We start from the raw sequence: 19384 nt of genomic DNA, 5'->3' as shown, positions 1-19384 counted from the left end.
GTTTAAAGCGCTGCAATTCATAATTAGTCAATGAGATGCTAGCCGTCTTGTTGCTACCCTTTCAAGGCTTTATCGCCACGTCCCAAACCGATAGCCCCCGAACGCACCATTTCTATGACCTCTGTTTCATGGCGCAAGGTATCCAAAAACGATTCTAGCTTCTCAGTACTTGCGGCGAGTTGTAATGAATAGCTGATCCGCCCCATATCCAAAATGGCGCCGCCAAATACATCAACAACTCGGGTTACTGCTGCGCGTGTGCTTTCATCTTGGGCTACAACCTTAACTAATAGCAATTCACGTTCAATGTGACTTTGTTCGGTTAAATCAATGACCTTGAGCACATCCACTAATTTATTAACTTGTTTGAGGATTTGCTCAAGGATACGATCGCCGCCCTGCGTGGTAATAGTAATGCGCGATAATGATGCATCATCGGTGGTGCCCACCGCGAGACTATCGATGTTATAAGCTCGCTGGGAAAATAAGCCGACGATGCGCGAAAGTGAGCCAGGCTCGTTTTCTAATAAGATTGATAATATTCTACGCATTATGCTTTCACTCCTTTTTTCAGCCACATATCATCAATTGCGCCTAGTTTGATTTGCATCGGGTAAACATGCTCTAGCTCATCAACACGCACATCTAAAAAGACCAACCTATCGCTGATACTAAGCATCTCATCAATGGCGCCATCAAGCTCATCGGGATGATCAACGCGTATACCAACATGGCCATAGCTTTGCGCCAGTTTGACAAAATCAGGTAGGGACTCCATGTAAGACGACGAGTGACGACCGCTGTACATCATGTCTTGCCATTGACGCACCATGCCTAAGGAACGATTGTTCAGTGATACAACTTTGACCGCCAAGTTATACTGCAAACAAGTTGATAGCTCCTGTATATTCATCTGAATGGAGCCGTCTCCAGTGATACATATTGACTCGCTATCACGATAAGCAAGCTTAACGCCCATTGCTGCAGGAAGACCAAATCCCATGGTTCCAAGGCCTCCGGAATTGATCCATTGGCGAGGCTTTTTAAAGGGGTAGTACTGGGCAGCAAACATTTGGTGCTGACCCACATCGGAACTGATGTAGGCATCGCCGTTAGTGGCTTGGTAAAGCTTTTGAATAACCGTTTGTGGCTTGATTTTGTCACTGCCTGCACTGAAGCTAAGGCATTTTTGTTCACGCCAACGATTGATTTGCTGCCACCAATCTTCTTGGGCGCTTCTATCAATGGCAATGTTCGATGTGTTGATAGCGGTTAATAATTGTGTCAGTACAGTGTCTAAGCAGCCAACCACCGGAATATGCGCGCTGATAGTTTTAGAAATTGAAGTTGGGTCAACATCAACATGGACTATGGTTGCGTCTGGGCAGAACTTATTCACGTTATTGGTAACCCGATCATCAAATCGAGCACCTAGAGCTAAAATAACATCCGCATTGGCCATCGCTTTGTTTGCTTCTAAAGTGCCATGCATGCCTAACATACCGATAAAGTTTGGATGTTCACCGCTCAACCCACCCAGTCCCATTAACGTATTAGTACAAGGGGCGTTGAGCGTCTCTACCAGTTCGGTAAGCTTATCGCTGGTGTCGGAGAGAACGATACCGCCTCCTGAATAAATGACCAATTTTTTAGCGTTAAGAACCGCATTGACCGCTTTTTTAATTTGTTTTGGGTGGCCTTTCTTGTTGGGATTATAGGTTCGGATCTGGATGTCACCTGGAAATTCAAAAGGGAATTTCTGGGTTGGGTTAAGTACGTCCTTAGGGAGTTCAACAACAACCGGACCCGGGCGACCGCTACTGGCAATATAAAATGCTTTGGCAAGCATAGTGGGAATATCTTTTGCGCTGCGGCAGTTGAAACTGTGTTTAACGATAGGCCGTGAGCAACCGACAATATCCGTTTCTTGAAAGGCATCGTCACCGATAAGGTTGCTGGGTACTTGCCCAGAGATCACCACCATGGGGATAGAGTCCATGTAGGCAGTGGCAATACCGGTTACGCAATTAGTCGCTCCGGGGCCGGAAGTGGCCAAGACCACACCCACTTTCCCCGTCGCTCGGGCATACCCGTCGGCCATATGCGTAGCTGCCTGCTCGTGACGCACCAAAATATGCTCAAGGTCCTGCTGTTCAAATAGCGCATCGTATAAATCTAATACCGACCCCCCTGGATAGCCAAATATATACTGAACGCCTAGTTCTTTTAGCGCGGCGACGACTAACTCTCCACCGTTAAACTGTTGCTCATTCATCCTCATTCCTTAAAAAAAAACCCCCGCTTAAGGGCGGGGGTTTGTTAGCGTTATATGTTCGCTCACGTAGGCCCCGTAGTCTTGGTTAAGACCACCACGAGAATCACAACGAGAACGACGACATTAAACATGGGTAAACACTTTTATACTCAACAATGGCTTCTATTGTTAAGCTTTTGAAAGCATACTGTCAACCCCGATCAAGATGAATTTTGAATAAAAAATACGTAATGAGAGTTTAAATTAACCTGCTTAGAATAAAGTTGTCCTAATGGTAAAGTTTTTAGCAAAAAAAAGACCGGTATCGAACCGGTCTTAGTCAGGTTATTTAATCATTATGACCACCTGTATGCAGTGTTTTTTCCTGCTTACAGACGCTCAATAACGGCAGCGGTAAAGTCTGTGGTGCCGTGCTCGCCACCCAAGTCGCGAGTGGTACGGTCGCCGCTTTTAATGACATCAGCAACTGCTGCGCGAATTCGCTCTGCTTTGTCACCCATGTCTAAGTATTCAAGCATTTGAATGGCTGCGAGAATAACGGATGTTGGGTTTGCCAGGTTTTTGCCTGCAATATCAGGGGCACTGCCGTGAACAGCTTCAAAAATAGCCGCGTCTTCGCCAATGTTAGCGCCTGGGGCCATACCTAGACCACCTACTAAACCAGCACATAAGTCCGAAAGGATGTCACCGAACAGGTTAGTGGTTACGATAACGTCAAATTCCTCAGGATTCATGACTAGTTTCATACAAGTTGCATCAACGATCATTTCCGCTGATTCAATATCAGGGTAACGCTCACCCACTTCACGAGCCACTTTTAAGAACAGCCCTGAGGTTGATTTCAAGATGTTTGCTTTGTGTACTGCAGTGACTTTTTTACGGCCTTCACGACGTGCTAACTCGTAAGCAAAGGTTACGATTTTCTCAGCGCCATCGCGAGTGATTTTAGACATCGCTTCGGCTTCGTTACCGTCCTCTGAAACGACCTGGCCTAGACCAGAGTACATACCCTGGGTATTTTCACGAATGGTGATAATGTCGATGTCGTCATAGCGCGCCTTGGTGCCAGCAAACGATTTTACTGGGCGAACATTAGCGTATAGGCCAAACTGTTTACGAAGTGTGACATTGATTGAAGTAAAACCTTCGCCTACTGGTGTAGTTAATGGACCCTTTAGCGTGATTTTATTACGGGAAATGGCTTCGAGCGTTTCTGGTGGTAGAAGTTCACCAGTTTTTTCAAGCGCGGCTAGACCAGCATCAATGTATTCGTAATCAAACTCACAACCGACGGCATCAAGAATTTCAATTGCCGCGTCAATAATGCTTGGACCGATGCCATCGCCTTTGATGACGCTAATGGTTTGCTTAGCCATGTAACCTATTCCTTAAAACTGATAGATGTGTCCACCAACGACGCCAACGCTGCTACCAAGAACAGTAAAATGAACGTTTAGGGTGGATAAATTTACGTGAGAATTCAGGGGCGTTTTATAGCAGCAAAGGCGTTATTTTTCCAGTATATCGCTTTTAAATATACCTTATACCGACTATAAATATGGTGAATTAAGCTAAGTTAAATGCCATTGTGCGGTGCGCAAGATAAGGCGCGATCGACCAGCCGCTCGATTTTGGTACTGGGTCCTTGCCAATCGACCATGGTTTGCTTAACCAACTGCTGTTGCCAAGCACTTGCCGTCGCCGGCCCAGAGAAGGTGTAGAACAAGATGATTTTTAACGTACAGCATAGTCGCGCATTGCTGTTTAACTGGTCGAATGGTTGTTGTTCGCTGTTTAATAACGCATTGACCCACTCATTGTTGCCAATATGACGGGTCAAATAATGGCGCAACGCTTCATTATCATATTGTTGCACCCCAAGGAGCGTCGCCAATGGGCGCGCTATATCTTGTTGCATGGGTGTTTTCAACGGGTTTAACGCAATGGTACGAGACAACCGCTGTGGGCACTCAAAAATAAAGAAATTGAAATAACATAGTAATAAGGCTGATAGTCGCTCATGCTGAAGGTCTTTTGTTTGCCTAGCGATATCTTCAACGATGCGAATGGCACTGTGTACTCGAGCTTGGAGAAACTGCGCCATTGGGTGGCACAGTTGCAGCATCTTTTCTTCCAACATCACTCGGGCAATAAAATCCCCGACGCTGTAAAGCCCAACCATGGAAAGCGCGTGACGCAAAGAGCTGGCCTGTTGTGCACCGCGATTATATTGGCTCGCTTGCATCATGATTTGCGCAACGAGCGTGTCGTCTTGTGCGATGACTTTCTCAATATCGCTATAACCATGGGCACCACGAATTTGTGCGACAATGGCATCATGATCGCGCTGCGCCCCAGCGGCAGAGCTGGCGCGTTGTACAGGGACACTGGCGCGGGCACTCACTGACGACCAACTGCGATAACGCACCGGTTGGCGGTATTGCCAGTGAGGGTTGGCGAGCAGTCGAAAACGGGACTTAGTGGCCTGGGCATCGGTGAAAATATACTGACCATCAGGGTGGCAGCCCATGTATAAATAGTCATTCTCTTCAAAGCGCTGTCGCGAACCAAGAAGTTGTGGTGAATAGAAATTGACCAACGTATCGCAGTCTTGCTGTATGGCAACATTATGAGTGGCTTTATACAACTGCGCGCAGGCATTAAAGAGGTGCAACGGCCGTGTTGCTGTCATTTGCTCTGCTAAAATGCTGGCGCAGGCCACGATGCGCGTATAACCATCATATAGAGGCGCGCGTTGATGACTGATAATTTCGCGGCGATAGCGTTTTAGCTTGGCGATGATCTGCGTTAGCGCAGGTTGCTCTTCGCCGCTGAGGGACAGCATCTTCAGGCTCAGTAATGCGCTTTGGCTAAACCGTTGGCGCTCTGCACTGCTTAGAGCCTCGCCATTATGGCGCTTATTGAGCAGTGATAGTACTGATATGTCAGCGCTGAGCGCCGCCATCATCATTACTTGCGTATCACTGCGGTGGTAATTGTGAGCGCGGCACAATCCGGCCACGATGGCGATGCGTTTTAGACGCAAGCTCTGTGCATAGGCAAGGTTTTGTATGTGGGTCGATAGCAGCCATTGAAACAAACCGTTTTGCTTATGGGCTAACACACTTAAACGCTCACTGAGACCGAGCAGGGCAGGGTATAAGCTAGACCACTGCGAGCGCGACAGTGCGGCTTTATCAAAGCGTACTATGTAGTCAATAACGCGGTCGAACTGCTCGACGTATTTAGGATTGTAAGTCGACTTTGTCATAGGCAAGCTCGGCTTGCTGCCCCCATACTAAAAGCTTTTTATTTTTAAACAGCAGCCCGGTGCATTCATCTTTGGTGGTGATGCCATCGGCCTTTTTGTGCTGAGTGCGATAAAAGACTATTTGGTAAATATCATCGCCTCGGCGTTTTACAAAAGTTAGATCCGGTGTACCTAAGGTATCAAGGACCTCTTCTATAGGCATTGAATCGGCAGAGTCGAGGCTTGCGATAAACCGTTTGTTATAGGCTTCTCTGTCCTGCCATACCATGGAGCCAGGGTCATCCTTGTAAAAGGTCATCACGAGCGTCGCTATCAGTGCATACACACCAATACCTAACACCACATAACGTAATACTTTTTTTAACATCGTGATACTGCGTCCACCAGCCAATTTAACTCAGTATACCGGGCTTGGCGCTGCTTTGCGAAGCCGAGTGCGGTGGAAGAACAATTTGCTGCGCCCCGTTGTGAACTCGAAACTGCTTTAGACTTACGCCAAGGTCAATATCACAGCGCAGCGATACCAAATGTAAAGCGCGCACGTACTGTGGCAAATTATCGGTTAATTGTCGCTGAATTTTATTTTCAGGTGCTTGCGCTAGGGCGTGTTGAACGCTGTCGTACTGAGTGAGTAATGCCTTTGCTGACTTTATACCTATGCCATTTACACCTGGGATATCATTGGTTTTGTCGCCCACCAAGGCGAAATACTGGGTCAGTTGCGCCACGCTAACGCCGTATTTGTTTTGTACCTGCTGAGCATCGCGAAAAGATTTGCCAAAGTAGTCATATACTTTGATTTGCTCACTTAACAGTGGCAAGTAGCCTTTGTCGGTGGACACAATAATACATTGCATGGTCTGCGGCGCTTTACTGGCCAGGGTCGCTAATACGTCGTCCGCTTCTTCGTTATCTACACTCAAGGTGCTTATTTGGGCGGCGTGAAACGCGTGCGCAAAACGGCCCAAATTGGTTTTTAGGCGCTCTGGCATCGGTTTGCGTGATATCTTGTAATCGGGGTAGTAGGCATGACGCCAGCTGCTTTGTCCATCGAAAGCCGCAACCGCATAATGGGGCTGATATTGGTGCATTAGCTTATTAATGGCGTTGCTGGTTCGCTGCAGCGCTGCTTCAATGGCAGCATCGCTATCACTACCATGTTGAGACTCGCACACCGCATAAATGCGCCGAATCAAGTTCAGCGCGTCAATAAGTAGAAAGTGCATCATGTCTTAATGGTATAACAAGGGATGTAGGTGCTGCCTGGCAACTTCATGCGCCCTTGGGCCACAAAGGCACTTAACAAGGTATCCATCTTACGCATTAACTCAGGATCGCCAGATAGCTCAAACACACCATGCTGTTTGATAGCGCGGATCCCTTCATCTTTAACATTGCCAGCAACAATCCCCGAGAAAGCACGGCGTAAGTTGGCGGCAAGTTGTTGCTTAGGCTGCTCTAAATGCAAATTCAAAGACGCCATATTCTCATGGGTTGGGGCAAACGGTGCCTGGAATTCAGGCTCAATACGCAGCGTCCAATTGAAGTAGTAGGCATCACCCTGTTGGCGACGATAGTCGCGCACATCTTGCATTTGCGCTTTTAATTTACTGGCGACTAATGCCGGGTCGTCAATGATCACCTCAAACTTGTCCAGAGCTTGCTCGCCTAAGGTGTCGCGTACAAAGCTGACTATTTCATCGAAATAGTCCTTACTTTGTGCCGGCCCGGTAAGTATCACCGGCAGTTGTTGCTTTTGATTCTCAGGGTGCAACAAGATGCCAAGTAAATATAACAGCTCTTCTGCAGTGCCTGCGCCACCTGGGAAAATAATAATGCCATGGGCAACGCGAACGAAGGCTTCCAGGCGTTTTTCAATGTCCGGTAGAATGACCAGCTCGTTAACAATTGGGTTGGGTGGCTCTGCAGCGATAATACTGGGTTCGGTGAGGCCGAGGTAACGCGGGTTGTCAACGCGTTGCTTGGCATGGCCTATTGTTGCGCCTTTCATTGGCCCTTTCATGGCACCTGGGCCGCATCCTGTACAAATATTCAGGCCACGCAGACCGAGTTGATAGCCCACTTCTTTGGTGTATTTATACTCGATTTCATTAATAGAATGGCCACCCCAACACACTATCATGTTCGGATCGGTGTTCACTGGCATGGCATCGGCATTGCGAAGCATGTCGAAGACCATGTGGGTTATGGCTTTTGGATCGGGTTCTACCATCGCTTGGTGTTTTTGACAAATGAATAAGATATCGCGAATGACTGAAAAAATATGCTCATGGATACCACGAATGATATCGCCATCGACAAAAGCGGTTTCAGGGGGGTTAGTCAGCTCTATTTTGATTCCTCGCTCGCGGGCGACTAAACGAATGTCGAAGTCTTGAAAGCGATCGTAAATCTCGGCACTGGAATCGGTATGACTGCCCACGTTAAGGACCGCGAGCGCACAATTGCGAAAGAGCCGATAACGGTCAGTGGTCGATTGCGCAAGCAAATCTACTTCTAATTGTGAAAGAAGGTTTAATACGCCAGTAGGATTAAGCTGTACTTGCATTGCTGCTCCTTAATTTAATGCATGTGGCGAGTGCTGAAAATGACTAGCACTTAAAAATAGATGGTCAGCTTGAGTTGTTTTTGACACAGTCACAGCAATAACGCAATGCCTTGGAGGTTAACTGGACAAAATTAACCGGTCTCTCCCTGCATTCTTCGCCTCATAAAGCGCTTTATCAGCGCGGTCGAAAGCACTGAGTGCAGTGTCGTCGGCGTTAATTTGGGTGACCCCAATAGACACCGTGATTTGCACCTGCTCATTTTTGAACTTAAAAGGAATACTACGAATAGTGTGGCGCAGCTTCTCTAGCGGACGAACAACGTTATCGATGGATACGTTTGGCATCAGCATTACGAACTCTTCACCGCCAAAGCGAGCAATAAAGTCAGTACTGCGAATCGATTTTTTCATCGCCGTGGCCAAAACCTGCAGGGTTTTATCACCGGCACTGTGGCCATAACTATCATTAATTGACTTGAAGTGGTCGACATCAATGACCACCAAGCACAAGGGGGTCTGATGGCGTTTAAAGTGTTTCAGCTCAAGATCCATGCGCTCATCAAAGGCAATACGATTTGGCAATTTAGTCAGCCCGTCTTGCAATGACACCAGACGTTGACGCTCAAGCTTGGTTTCATATTGTGCAACTTGCTGCTCCAACGCCTCGACTTGAGATTGCATACTGTGCAACGCTTGGCTTAGGGTGTCCCGTTGCTGCGCCTCTAATTTCTCTTTACTCAGTAATTGCTCGGTCAGGGCAGAGAGCTTAGATTCAACAGTTTCTTTGAGCGTTTGAATATCGGTCGCTTGCGCGGTTTGCTCACTCAAGTGATTGATGTTTTCATCAATTTGGCGATATACAGCACTGATTTTGCTATCTAATTGCTTGGAGCGGTCGCTGGTTTTAGCGATGGCTTGCTGCAATTCCGACAGGTTGTGATTTAACGCGGCAAGAAAGTGCTGAGCAGACTGGCGCTCTTTACTCAGGCTCAAGACGATGACGCGCATAATTTCAACGCTGGCATTGAGTAAGTTATCGATTGTACTGGCAGCATTAATTTGTGATTTTAATTGCCGTAGGTGCTCAGCCAATTCCCCTTCTAAGGAGATCTCACTGCTCAGCGCGTTAAGCTCATCAATTAAGGGCTGTAGTTGAGTATTATCGCTTGTGTCATCATCCCCTTGCTGACTACGACTGGCCATCACTTGGTCGTATATGGTGACTAATCGCTCTAGTATCGGCAAAAAGTCGACAGCGGTTTGTGCGTCGACCAGCTCAGTATTAAGTAGATGGCGCAGGGTGCGTCTTAGCTCGGCGGGAATACCTTTACGCTTTTGCAAATTCACGCCGGCCGCCTGCACACCCTGATGCAAGGCACGAAAACGCGCTTCCAGATTGGCTTCATGGCGAGACAGTAAGTCAGTGAGCTCGTCTATCACAGGGAGCAGGTCTTGATAGTTGGCGCCTTTGTGTAACAACTTTCTAAATGCGGCAAGACGGTTATCTAGCTCGATATCCATGCCTTTACACACCAAGGATAACTTGGCAATAAATTGCGCGAGGGTACGAACTTGCTCTTGGCGGGTGTTCTCGATTGTTTGCCGTTGGGAGACGGCGGAATTAAGCTTTTTTCTTAAGGCGTCGAGCTGCTCAGACACACCCGTTTTCCTTCTGTCTTACTATAGATTTTAGTGTACAACAATTTTCTTCGCTTTTCTGAACTACTCACCGATTTTTTGTTGTGAATCAGTAATTGGGCGCAAATGCTTGTTGTTTGTGCGCCCGACTTGGTAGGGTGGCGGCCATAGTATCATTTCTCTTTAGGTTTGAACGTGAAAAAAGCTTTACTGGGGGCCGCTATGGTTGCCCTTAGCCACTGCGCGCTGGCAGATACGCAATACACATTAACTATCGATGACGGTACACATCATTTGGGTGATGTACAGGTCCAATTTGATAAAACCGGACAAAGCTATATCGATGCCAAGCTACCAGCATGGCGCACAGGGCGCTACGACATATTATATCTCGCCAATGGTGTGCGTTATTTTGAGGCCCTAGACAGTGAAGGTGATACGCTGAAATGGCAAAAAGTAGATAAAAGCACGTGGCGCATTTTTTTGGATAAACCCACAGCGGTGACCTTAAATTACCAAGTGTATGCCAATCAACTAGGCCTGCGTTCGCGCCACATTGACGACAGTCACGCTTTTATCGATGCCTCTGGCTTTTTTATGTTTAGTGAAGCAACCCGCAACGAGCCTGTTTCTGTGCAGCTTGATGTTCCTAAGCAATGGCGCTCCGTATCGGGAATGGATAATGGCGACAATGACCATCACTTTATCGCCAATAATTACGATGTATTGGTGGACTCCCCCATAGAGAGCGGTATTAACAGCCATTATGAATTTACCGTTGACGGGCGCGATTATGAGCTCGTGATTTGGGGCCAAGGTAACTATGACGCCGAGAAAATGGTCACTGATTTAACCACCTTGGTAAAGACCGGTGATGTTATTTGGGATGATTACCCGTACCAGCGTTATGTGTTTATGGTGCATGCAACGTCCGGCGCTCGCGGTGCGACTGAACACTTGAACTCCACCATCATTCAACGTCATCGCGACAAGTTCGCCAAGCGTGAAGACTATTTGGGCTTTATTGCCACTGCAGCCCATGAATTTATTCACACCTGGAATGTTAAAGCTTATCGCCCTGAAGGGTTAGTACCTTATGATTACCTAGAGCCTAACTACTCGCGTTTATTGTGGCTTGCTGAAGGGTCGACCAGCTATTTTGAGGATCACCTTCTGCTGCGCAGTGACTTAATGAGCAAAGAAGAGTTTTTTAAAGATTTGGGTAAGCGCATAGATCGCCACTTGAAGACGCCAGGACGCGAGGTGCAAAGTGCAGCACATACCAGTTTTGATAAATGGATTAATGCTGGCGGCGATCATGGTCGTAACTTTAGTACCAATATCTACTCTGAAGGCTCGCTGATCTCCATGGTATTAGATTTAAAGCTGCTAAGCGACTCTGATGGCGCAGTGAGTTACCGTGATGTACATCGTGAACTGTATAAGCGCCATCGTCTGCCTGAAGGGTTTAACGAGGCGGATGTGTTGGCCATTATTAAGGATATCAGCGGCCAAGATTACACTGTGTGGTGGCAAAACCATGTTGATAGCCCATTACAAGTAGATTTTGATGCTTTATTGGCTAAGGTAGGGCTGCAGCGAACCTACTCAGAAGATGCCAAACAAAGCCCATCGCTAGATGTGCAAGGTAAGCTTGACAATGGCTTGATTGAGTTAACCCATGTGCGCAGAAATGGCGCTGCTTGGCAAGCGAACCTCACAGCAGGGGATAGCATCGTGGCTATCAACGGCAAGCGAGTCAGCAGCGATTTAGCTACCTTGGTTGAGCAATTCGCGGTGGGTGAGCAAGTTGAGATCACTTATTTTCGCAGAGATAACCTAAGAACCACCACGCTTACACTCGGTGGCGAATACAATGAAGCAGCGACTATCAAGGCCGTCGATAACCCGACAGCGGCGCAACAAGCGCTTTTCGAAGCCTGGATGGGAGTTGATTTAATCTAGTCGCATAAATGTGGCGTGCGCTTTAACTGCACGCCACTCTTGATGAGAGCGAGAGTCTAATGCTGAGCATGGCTCTTGAGATTTTTAATCAAGTTTTTCCTCGCCATGATTTGTGCTGGCAAGGTGGTCAGCGCCAGCCACTGTTTTTGCAGTGGGTAGGGCTTGGGTTTATTTCGTCCTTTTGCGGCGATATCGCTGTCAAAAAAGTTATCTTGAGCGACGGGATAAGGTTTAATACTGACAACGTCAACACCGGTTTCCCAGCAATATTGAATATCGGTATCTACCGGGCGGCTGATCTTGGTACTATGAGCTAATAGCTGTTTCGCACCTTGGCGGCTAATGACATAAGCACAGCAGCCACTCATGGGCTTATCATGCACCACTAAGTGCTGTTCACCACTGATTTGGGTGCTGTACTTCACTGGCCGCTCCCGGCCTTGATAACTGCATAACTTAACGATATCGATAGCCATGTTGGTGTTTATGATTGCCGAAATACTGTCGGCTAAATCACCACACAAGGTAAAGTCGTCCTCTAAAATTACCGCATACTCAGCACCGCTTTGTATCAAGGTTTGCCAACAGCGGCGATGGCTTAGATAACAACCAATTTCACCGGCACTAAGTGGGCGATAAAAATGACGGCGATTAGCCGCCTCGCTGTAAACAGCGGACACTTGCTCTGCAGTTAAGGTTTTGCCGTTAACCGCCTCTATGCGTTCAAAGTCAAGTTGTTGGGCGTGAAGCTGTTGCTCGGCGCGAGCCAAGCGTTCTTGGCTGCCAGCCAAGTTAATGACATAGATAGGAACCATCATCCTCTCCTGTGATGGGTATGGGGCCAGTGTGGCGAATATTTAAGGCAGTAAGATGTAGAAAAAATGACAACCAGATGACATCAGCGGCCGCTGTCCTTTTTAAAGGGCCGCTGTAGCAGTGGTATTTATGCCTTATTTAACGCTAGTTCCTACCTCATAAGAGGTCATCCATGGGGTTCGTTTTGATAAAGATTTACCAGTATGTATCGAAACAACGGGGGCAGACTCATCAAGCACAAAGGTCGTGCGTAGTGAGTTGCCAGACTCTTTTTGCTTTTCAAACCAATTTTCGCCCAAACACTGACGAGTGAACTCCACCGCTTTGTTATGAATGCTAAGGGCTTGGGTTTTATCCTTATAACTTTCTTGGCAATGATAGTTCATGGTTTTATCATTAAGGGCGCTTATTTGGCAGCTTTCACCAATTAAGTTATAGCGTGATTGCCAGCTATCCATGTACTTTGATTGAATGCGTCCAAGCTTCAACCCCTCAAATTGGTTGTCATATGCACCAACAAGCGCTTCTATTTTGTCGCAGGGACTGAGTTGGTCGACATATGCTTGATTCTCTTTTTGTTGCGGGCTGGTGCAACCACTAATAACAACCAGCGCCGCTAAGGTAGGATAAATTGCCTTCATGCCAATGAGTTCCTTAATTGGGGTACCCACAGGATACCCAACCAAAGGCCATGCTGGCAATATTTACTGTCAATTAATAGGTCTTAGTGGCGTGATTGTAAACAACTGACCACCTCAGACAATGACAAGCCTTGTCGCTGCAACAGCACGATTAGGTGATAAAGCAAGTCAGCGGCTTCGTTGGTCAGTTCCTGGTTATCATTTTTCATGGCAGCCAGGGCCACTTCGACACCTTCTTCGCCCACTTTTTGACAGCTGCGGCTGAGCTCTTTGGCAAATAACGAGGCGGTGTAACTGCTTTGCGGGTCGCTGTCCTTACGGGCAACGATAATTTGCTCCAGCTCGGCTAAAAACCCTAAGTTGGGTTTTGCATCGCCAAAACAACTTTGCGTGCCTAAATGACAAGTGGGTCCATCTGGGCGAGCAAAGACTAAAATGGAGTCTTGGTCGCAATCAGTGTACACGCGCTCAACGTGGAGATAATGCCCAGAACTTTCTCCTTTGGTCCACAGGCGCTGTTTCGAGCGTGAATAGAAGGTGACCTTTTTACTTTCTAAGGTGTGCGTTAACGCCGCTTGATCCATAAACCCTTGCATGAGAATTTGTCCGGTATCAACATCTTGAATCAGCGCAGGAATTAACGGCGCTTTGGCAAAATTTACTTCGTTTACATTGCTAATATCTAATCGCATAATCGAGTCGCTATGTTGTTATCGGCGAGGTGACGTTTTAAATCGCCAATATTAATAAGGTTTTTGTGAAACACGCTGGCCGCCAAAGCGCCGTCAACATTAGCTTGGTTAAAGACATCGCTAAAGTCGCTGATGGTTCCTGCGCCTCCTGAGGCAATCAACGGCACATCGCAACGTTGGCGTACCTTGCTTAGCTGAGCAATATCATAGCCGTTGCGCACACCGTCCTGATTCATACAGTTTAGTACGATTTCTCCGGCTCCGAGCTGCTGTACGCGCTCGACCCATTCCAAGGTGTTGTAGCGGGTACGCGACGAAGCATTGGGGTCGCCGGTTAGTTGATACACCAAGTATTGATCGCTGTCCTTATCGTAAAAACTGTCGATGCCCACCACTACACATTGTTTGCCGAATTCATCATGTAATTCGCGAATAAGCTCGGGACGTGCGATGGCCGGGCTATTGATGCTGATTTTATCGGCGCCGCGCTCCAATACACGGGCTGCATCAGCCACTGATTTTATACCGCCGGCAACACAAAAGGGGATATCGATGTGCCGGGCGATGCTCTCTACCCAGTTTACATCTAGCAGGCGTTTTTCGACACTGGCACTGATCTCATAAAACACCAGTTCATCGGCGCCTGCTGCACTATAAGCCTCTGCCAAAGCGAGTATATCACCGACTACCTCATGGCCTTTGAACTGCACGCCCTTAACTACTTGGCCGTCTTTGACGTCTAAACAGGGGATTATGCGTTTTGATAGCATGCCAGCGCCTCCTCAACGTTGAATGCGCCATCAAGCAAGGATTTACCAAGAATAACGCCTTGCGTACCTATGGCCTTGAGTTTGGCAATGTCTTCTAAGGAACTTACGCCCCCGGAGGCTTGGATGCGTAAACGGCTGTTATGCTCTTGCAGTTGCTGATAAAGTGCAAATGAAGGCCCGCTCATGGTGCCGTCTTTGGAGATATCGGTGCATAAGAAATCCTGCACCCCGAGATCACTGTAGTAGTCAACTAAGCTAAACAACGAGACATCTGCACTTTGCAGCCAACCGTGTGTTGCAGGGGCCCAGCCAGTGTCCGTTTTATTCACATCTAAGGCGATAACAAAGTGCTGCGCGCCATATTCACGGATCCACTGGGCAACTTGCTGTTGCTCGTTCACCGCCTTGGAGCCGATAACCACTTGCGCTGCACCGGCTTCTAGCCACTGCTCGACATCGGCACTGCTACGCACACCGCCGCCGATTTGATAGGGAACATTTAGCTGTGCGGTCGCTGCTTGGATTTGCTGCCATTGCTTTTTGCTTGGGTCGCGCGCGCCTTCTAAATCGACTAAGTGTAACTTTTGTGCACCTTGGGCCTGATATTCGCTTAATCGCGCTTGCAAATCAAAGGGGTAGAACTGGGCTGTATCGTACTTGCCTTGAAATAAGCGCACGATTTGTTGTTGTAATATATCTAATGCTGGAATAATCATACTCAATCCTTAGACTTGCCAATCAATGAAGTTCTGCAATAACCGGGCGCCGACTTTTGCGCTGCGCTCAGGGTGAAACTGCATGCCGGCAAAGTTATTGTCGGCGACAATCGCGGAAAACTGTTGTCCGTATTCACTTGAGGCCAAGGTCGCTTGGTTACAGGCATGGGCAAAGCTATGTACAAAATACACTTGGTCGTCGCTGCTTACCCCTTTAGTTAACGGGTGTTCACGCTCGATGTGTAGGCGATTCCAGCCCATATGCGGTGCACTGAGCGTACCCACTTGCAGCTCACTAACGTGCCCCGGAATAACCCCTAAACACGGCGTATCTCCCTCATCGGTATAGTCACACTGCATTTGCATGCCTAAACAAATGCCAAGCAGTGGCCGCTGAAACTCGCTGATCGCTTGCTGCCAGCCGCCTTGCTTTAGGCGTTGCATTGCTACCTTAGCATGGCCGACGCCCGGTAACACCGCGCGCTCAAAAGTGACCAACTGCTCCGGGGAGGTGATCACATCGACATCTTGCCCTAAGCGCTCAAAGGCGAAGCGCACTGAATTAATGTTGGCGCAGCCGGTATTAATGATGGCAATCATAACACCCCCTTTGAGCTTGCCATTTGCTGAGAGCTATCAAGGGCGATGGCCATTCGCAATGCCCGAGAGAAGGCCTTGAACAGCCCCTCAACCTGGTGGTGGCAATTGCCCGATGAAACAGACAAAATCAGCGAAATCGCGGCATTGTCACTGAGACTTTTGAAGAAGTGCTCGACCATTTGCACATCCAAATCACCGACTTTATCGCGGCTAAAGTCGGCATTCAGCACGAACGATGCACGACCAGAAAGGTCAATTTGCGCCTCGGCTTTGCACTCATCCATCGGCAGAGCAAAACCGTAGCGGGCAATTTGTGCTTTCGTGCCGAGGGCTTGGCGCAGCGCTTGACCAAGGGCAATGCCCACATCTTCCACTAGGTGATGCTCATCAATGTGTAAGTCGCCACTGGCATTAATATCCAAAGCGATATTGGCGTGGGTACGAATTTGCTCCAACATATGGTCGAAGAAACCAAGCCCAGTGCTGATAGTGCCTTGGGCGTTACTATCTAGATTGACGGCCACGGAGATTTGCGTTTCTTTGGTATCGCGCGATACCGCACCGCTGCGATTAGCGGTGGTTAACTCGGTGACAATCTGCGGCCAATTATTGTTATAAAGAATACCGCGTATACACAGGTTTTCTGCCAACCCGAGATCGGTCTGGCGGTCGCCAATCACATAAGAGCGATTCAGATCCACTTTACCTGAGCGCATCAGCTGCGTCAGTAAACCGGTTTTCGGTTTACGACAGTTGCAATTATCGCTATCGAAGTGGGGGCAAATTAACACCTCGTCAAAGTGGATACCCTGCGAGCTGAAAATCTCCATCATGGCGTTATGGGGCCGACTGAAGTCTGCTTGCGGGAAGCTCTCAGTTCCCAGGCCATCTTGGTTTGATACCATGACCAATCGATAACCGGCATTTTGCAGCGCTAATAACGCCACAATAACATCCGGCAGCAGCTTAAGCTTTTCCAGTGAGTCGACTTGTTTATCACTGCTTGGCTCCTCAATCAGGGTGCCATCACGGTCAATGAATAAATACGGGTTGCTCATTGTGGTTCCTTGGTTGTTGGTGCTGGGCTGGCTAAGCTATCCAGCCAGGCTTTTACTTCATTTAACTCTTGTTCATTGCCAATGGAAATACGTAGCCAATTATCCTCACCAAATAAGGTAAAAGGGCGCATTACCAAGCCGCGCTCATAGGCCAGGCCAATCGCGGCTTTATCTCTGAGCTGGAGGGTGACAAAATTTCCCTCGCCAGTGAGTACTTGGCTAATCGCCGCGCTGCTTTGCAGCCAATCGACTAGCTGGGCCTTCAAGGTATTGAGAATACTCACTTGTCGGCGCATGGAAATGATGTTGGCACTACTTACGGCTTGTTTAGCAATGTCAGCGATAACTGTGGCGACGGGGTAGGGAGCAATCACTTTGCGCAGCGGTGCTAAGGTATCTTGCTGCGCCAAGGTAAAGCCGGTACGCAGCCCCGCTAAAGCAAAGGCCTTGGACAGCGTGCGCAGCACCACGATATTGGCGTTCGTTTTAATGAGCTGCGCGGCACTGTGCTGATAACAAAACTCAATGTAGGCTTCATCGACCACAATAATGGCGCGCTTGGCTAAACGCTGAGCCAATTCGGCGATTTTGTCAACGCTGATAAGAGCGCCGGTGGGGTTATTGGGGTTGCAAATAAACACCAGCTTAGCCTCATCGACTAACTCGCTGAGCTCGCTGGCACTAGCTTGTTGTAATTGTGCTTGGCTAAGCTCATTAATACCGATGTTATGGGTGTCGGCGCTGACCTTATACATGCCATAGGTGGGCGTAAACAGCGCAATACTGTCAACTCCGCTTTGGCAGTAAGTGCGCATCAGGAGTTCAATGCCCTCGTCAGCCCCTCGGGTCATTAACACTTGCTCTGGTTGCAGCTCGCTGTAGCGGGCATAGGCCTCAATCACCGCTGGCGGCTGTGGGTCAGGGTAACGATTCAAATTGCTTGCGCTGACGTTGTAGCTTTTGCTATACGGGCTTTCGTTGGCGTTGAGCCACGTAGTGCCGCTGAGCTTTTCACTTTTTGCCGAGCTGTACGCTTTTAATGCGGCGATATTATCCGGTAATAAATCTGTAGTCATGAGGACGCTCCTAAACGTACGCGAACTGCATTGGCATGTGCATCCAAGCCTTCTGCTTCGGCGATTGGAATAATGGCGTTGGCCAAATCAGCGAGACCATTTTTGGTCACTGTTTGCACCGTGTAGGTGCGGTAAAAATCGAGCAAGCTAAGGCTCGAATATACTTTTGAATAACCATAGGTCGGTAACACATGGTTGGTGCCCGAGGCATAGTCACCGGCAGATTCAGGGGTATAATCGCCGACAAAGATGGAGCCAACATTCTTTATGTTGTTTAGGTACGGGGAGCTGTCGCCAAGTTGCAAAATTAAGTGCTCGGGGCCGTAAAGATTCGAGATGCGCACCGCTTGGTCAATATCGGCCACTTTAATTAGCGCCGAGTGTGCAAGCGCCTGACGGGCAATATCGGCGCGATTAAGGGTGGCCAGCTGTCGCTCTAAGGCACGCTCAGTGGCGACAATGACCTCATCGCTGTCACTGAGCAAAATGACTTGCGAGTCCGGACCATGCTCGGCCTGCGACAGCAAATCGGCGGCAACGTATTCACCATTGGCGCGGCTATCGGCAATAATCAGCACTTCAGAGGGGCCGGCAGGCATGTCGATGGCAAGACCAGGCACTTGTTGTGCAGCGAGCTGTTTGGCCATGGTGACATACGCATTGCCCGGGCCAAAAATTTTATTCACTTGCGGGATAGATTCACTGCCAAAGGCCATTGCCGCTATCGCTGCCGCTCCGCCAATTTGCATGATTTGCGTGATGCCGCATAGCTTGGCAGCATAGCGAATAGCCGGGTGTACTTGCTCATCGCCTTTGACCGGGGTGGCCAATACCACGGTGCTGGCACCACTGAGCTGTGCCAACACCCCTTGCATTAGCACCGAAGAGGGCAGCGGCGCACTGCCGCCGGGTACATAAATGCCCACCGCGTCAATGGCCTCATAGCGCAGCTCACAAGAAACACCCGGTTGCGTACTCAGGCTGACTGACTTCGGTTGTTGCGCTTGGTGAAAGCGTTTGATGTTGGTGTACGCTTGATCAATAGCCGCTTTTAGTTCTTCGCTCAACTGTTGCTGGGCATCGATGATATCCTGTTGTGGACATAAAATTTCCGCCTTAGTCGAGCGCTTATCAAGCTTTGCGGCAATGGCTTTGAGTGCGCTATCACCTTGTTGTTGCACCTTGGCCATAATGTCTTCACAGATGGGGCGCACATTATCGGCAGCAGCAACCCCTGGGCGCTGTAATAGCGCCTGCTGTTGTTCGCCGCTCAAAGAGTTCCACACAATCATGCTAA

General features: G+C 48.5%; 18 protein-coding genes. 1 reads left to right on the top strand and 17 read right to left on the bottom strand.

Annotated features, from left to right (window positions below):
- Positions 1-53: 53 nt before the first annotated feature.
- From ilvN to MHM89_RS18885, 8 genes are all read right to left on the bottom strand, one after another.
- Complete coding sequence (gene ilvN / locus MHM89_RS04815; RefSeq protein ID WP_022946818.1) at positions 54-551, bottom strand: acetolactate synthase small subunit; 498 nt, start codon at positions 549-551, stop codon at positions 54-56.
- The gene (locus tag MHM89_RS04810; protein WP_239408235.1) at positions 551-2275 is read right to left on the bottom strand and encodes an acetolactate synthase 3 large subunit; all 1725 of its coding nucleotides are present in this window, start codon (positions 2273-2275) and stop codon (positions 551-553) included. Before MHM89_RS04810 ends, ilvN begins: the two co-directional genes overlap by 1 nt.
- Positions 2276-2643: 368 nt before the next feature.
- Complete coding sequence (locus tag MHM89_RS04805; RefSeq protein WP_022946820.1) at positions 2644-3651, bottom strand: isocitrate dehydrogenase; 1008 nt, start codon at positions 3649-3651, stop codon at positions 2644-2646.
- Between the two features lie 200 nt (positions 3652-3851).
- A complete protein-coding gene (locus MHM89_RS04800) occupies positions 3852-5546 on the bottom strand; it encodes a hypothetical protein (protein WP_151174190.1) in 1695 nt (564 codons plus the stop codon).
- A complete protein-coding gene (locus MHM89_RS04795; RefSeq protein WP_022946822.1) occupies positions 5521-5913 on the bottom strand; it encodes a DUF3192 domain-containing protein in 393 nt (130 codons plus the stop codon). The genes MHM89_RS04800 and MHM89_RS04795 overlap by 26 nt, the downstream gene beginning before the upstream one ends.
- A gap of 25 nt (positions 5914-5938) precedes the next feature.
- The gene (gene xni, locus MHM89_RS04790) at positions 5939-6775 is read right to left on the bottom strand and encodes a flap endonuclease Xni (RefSeq protein ID WP_239408234.1); all 837 of its coding nucleotides are present in this window, start codon (positions 6773-6775) and stop codon (positions 5939-5941) included.
- Positions 6772-8115, bottom strand: coding sequence for a nucleotide 5'-monophosphate nucleosidase PpnN (gene ppnN, locus MHM89_RS04785; RefSeq protein ID WP_022946824.1), 1344 nt, complete (start codon positions 8113-8115; stop codon positions 6772-6774). The genes xni and ppnN overlap by 4 nt, the downstream gene beginning before the upstream one ends.
- A gap of 117 nt (positions 8116-8232) precedes the next feature.
- Positions 8233-9774, bottom strand: coding sequence for a GGDEF domain-containing protein (locus tag MHM89_RS18885; protein ID WP_151174193.1), 1542 nt, complete (start codon positions 9772-9774; stop codon positions 8233-8235).
- A 174-nt stretch (positions 9775-9948) separates the two neighbouring features.
- On the opposite strand from MHM89_RS18885, the gene MHM89_RS04775 reads away from it, so the two are divergent.
- On the top strand, positions 9949-11718 hold the full coding sequence (locus tag MHM89_RS04775) for a PDZ domain-containing protein (protein WP_239408233.1): 1770 nt from the start codon (positions 9949-9951) through the stop codon (positions 11716-11718).
- Positions 11719-11774: 56 nt separating this feature from the next.
- On the opposite strand, the gene MHM89_RS04770 is transcribed toward MHM89_RS04775, so the two are convergent.
- The 9 genes from MHM89_RS04770 to hisD form a co-directional block, all read right to left on the bottom strand.
- Positions 11775-12536, bottom strand: coding sequence for a glycosyltransferase family 25 protein (locus tag MHM89_RS04770; protein WP_082079340.1), 762 nt, complete (start codon positions 12534-12536; stop codon positions 11775-11777).
- A 132-nt stretch (positions 12537-12668) separates the two neighbouring features.
- Positions 12669-13175, bottom strand: a complete 507-nt coding sequence (locus MHM89_RS04765) for a hypothetical protein (protein WP_239408232.1) — start codon at positions 13173-13175, stop codon at positions 12669-12671.
- Positions 13176-13258: 83 nt separating this feature from the next.
- Positions 13259-13867: a bifunctional phosphoribosyl-AMP cyclohydrolase/phosphoribosyl-ATP diphosphatase HisIE gene (hisIE, locus tag MHM89_RS04760; protein WP_022946829.1), complete on the bottom strand. Its 609-nt coding sequence runs from the start codon at positions 13865-13867 to the stop codon at positions 13259-13261.
- Positions 13858-14637, bottom strand: coding sequence for an imidazole glycerol phosphate synthase subunit HisF (gene hisF / locus MHM89_RS04755; RefSeq protein WP_045979973.1), 780 nt, complete (start codon positions 14635-14637; stop codon positions 13858-13860). Before hisF ends, hisIE begins: the two co-directional genes overlap by 10 nt.
- The gene (locus MHM89_RS04750) at positions 14619-15353 is read right to left on the bottom strand and encodes a 1-(5-phosphoribosyl)-5-[(5-phosphoribosylamino)methylideneamino] imidazole-4-carboxamide isomerase (RefSeq protein WP_045979974.1); all 735 of its coding nucleotides are present in this window, start codon (positions 15351-15353) and stop codon (positions 14619-14621) included. The genes hisF and MHM89_RS04750 overlap by 19 nt, the downstream gene beginning before the upstream one ends.
- A 9-nt stretch (positions 15354-15362) precedes the next feature.
- Positions 15363-15953, bottom strand: coding sequence for an imidazole glycerol phosphate synthase subunit HisH (hisH, locus tag MHM89_RS04745; RefSeq protein ID WP_239408231.1), 591 nt, complete (start codon positions 15951-15953; stop codon positions 15363-15365).
- The gene (gene hisB, locus MHM89_RS04740; protein ID WP_239408230.1) at positions 15950-17011 is read right to left on the bottom strand and encodes a bifunctional histidinol-phosphatase/imidazoleglycerol-phosphate dehydratase HisB; all 1062 of its coding nucleotides are present in this window, start codon (positions 17009-17011) and stop codon (positions 15950-15952) included. Before hisB ends, hisH begins: the two co-directional genes overlap by 4 nt.
- A complete protein-coding gene (gene hisC, locus MHM89_RS04735) occupies positions 17008-18087 on the bottom strand; it encodes a histidinol-phosphate transaminase (protein ID WP_239408229.1) in 1080 nt (359 codons plus the stop codon). The genes hisB and hisC overlap by 4 nt, the downstream gene beginning before the upstream one ends.
- Complete coding sequence (hisD, locus tag MHM89_RS04730) at positions 18084-19379, bottom strand: histidinol dehydrogenase (RefSeq protein ID WP_239408228.1); 1296 nt, start codon at positions 19377-19379, stop codon at positions 18084-18086. Before hisD ends, hisC begins: the two co-directional genes overlap by 4 nt.
- Between the last annotated feature and the right edge of the window lie 5 nt (positions 19380-19384).

This window comes from Pseudoalteromonas sp. CNC9-20, from assembly GCF_022347875.1.
Taxonomy (GTDB): domain Bacteria; phylum Pseudomonadota; class Gammaproteobacteria; order Enterobacterales; family Alteromonadaceae; genus Pseudoalteromonas; species Pseudoalteromonas ruthenica.
This window is presented reverse-complemented; position numbering and strand designations above follow the sequence as displayed.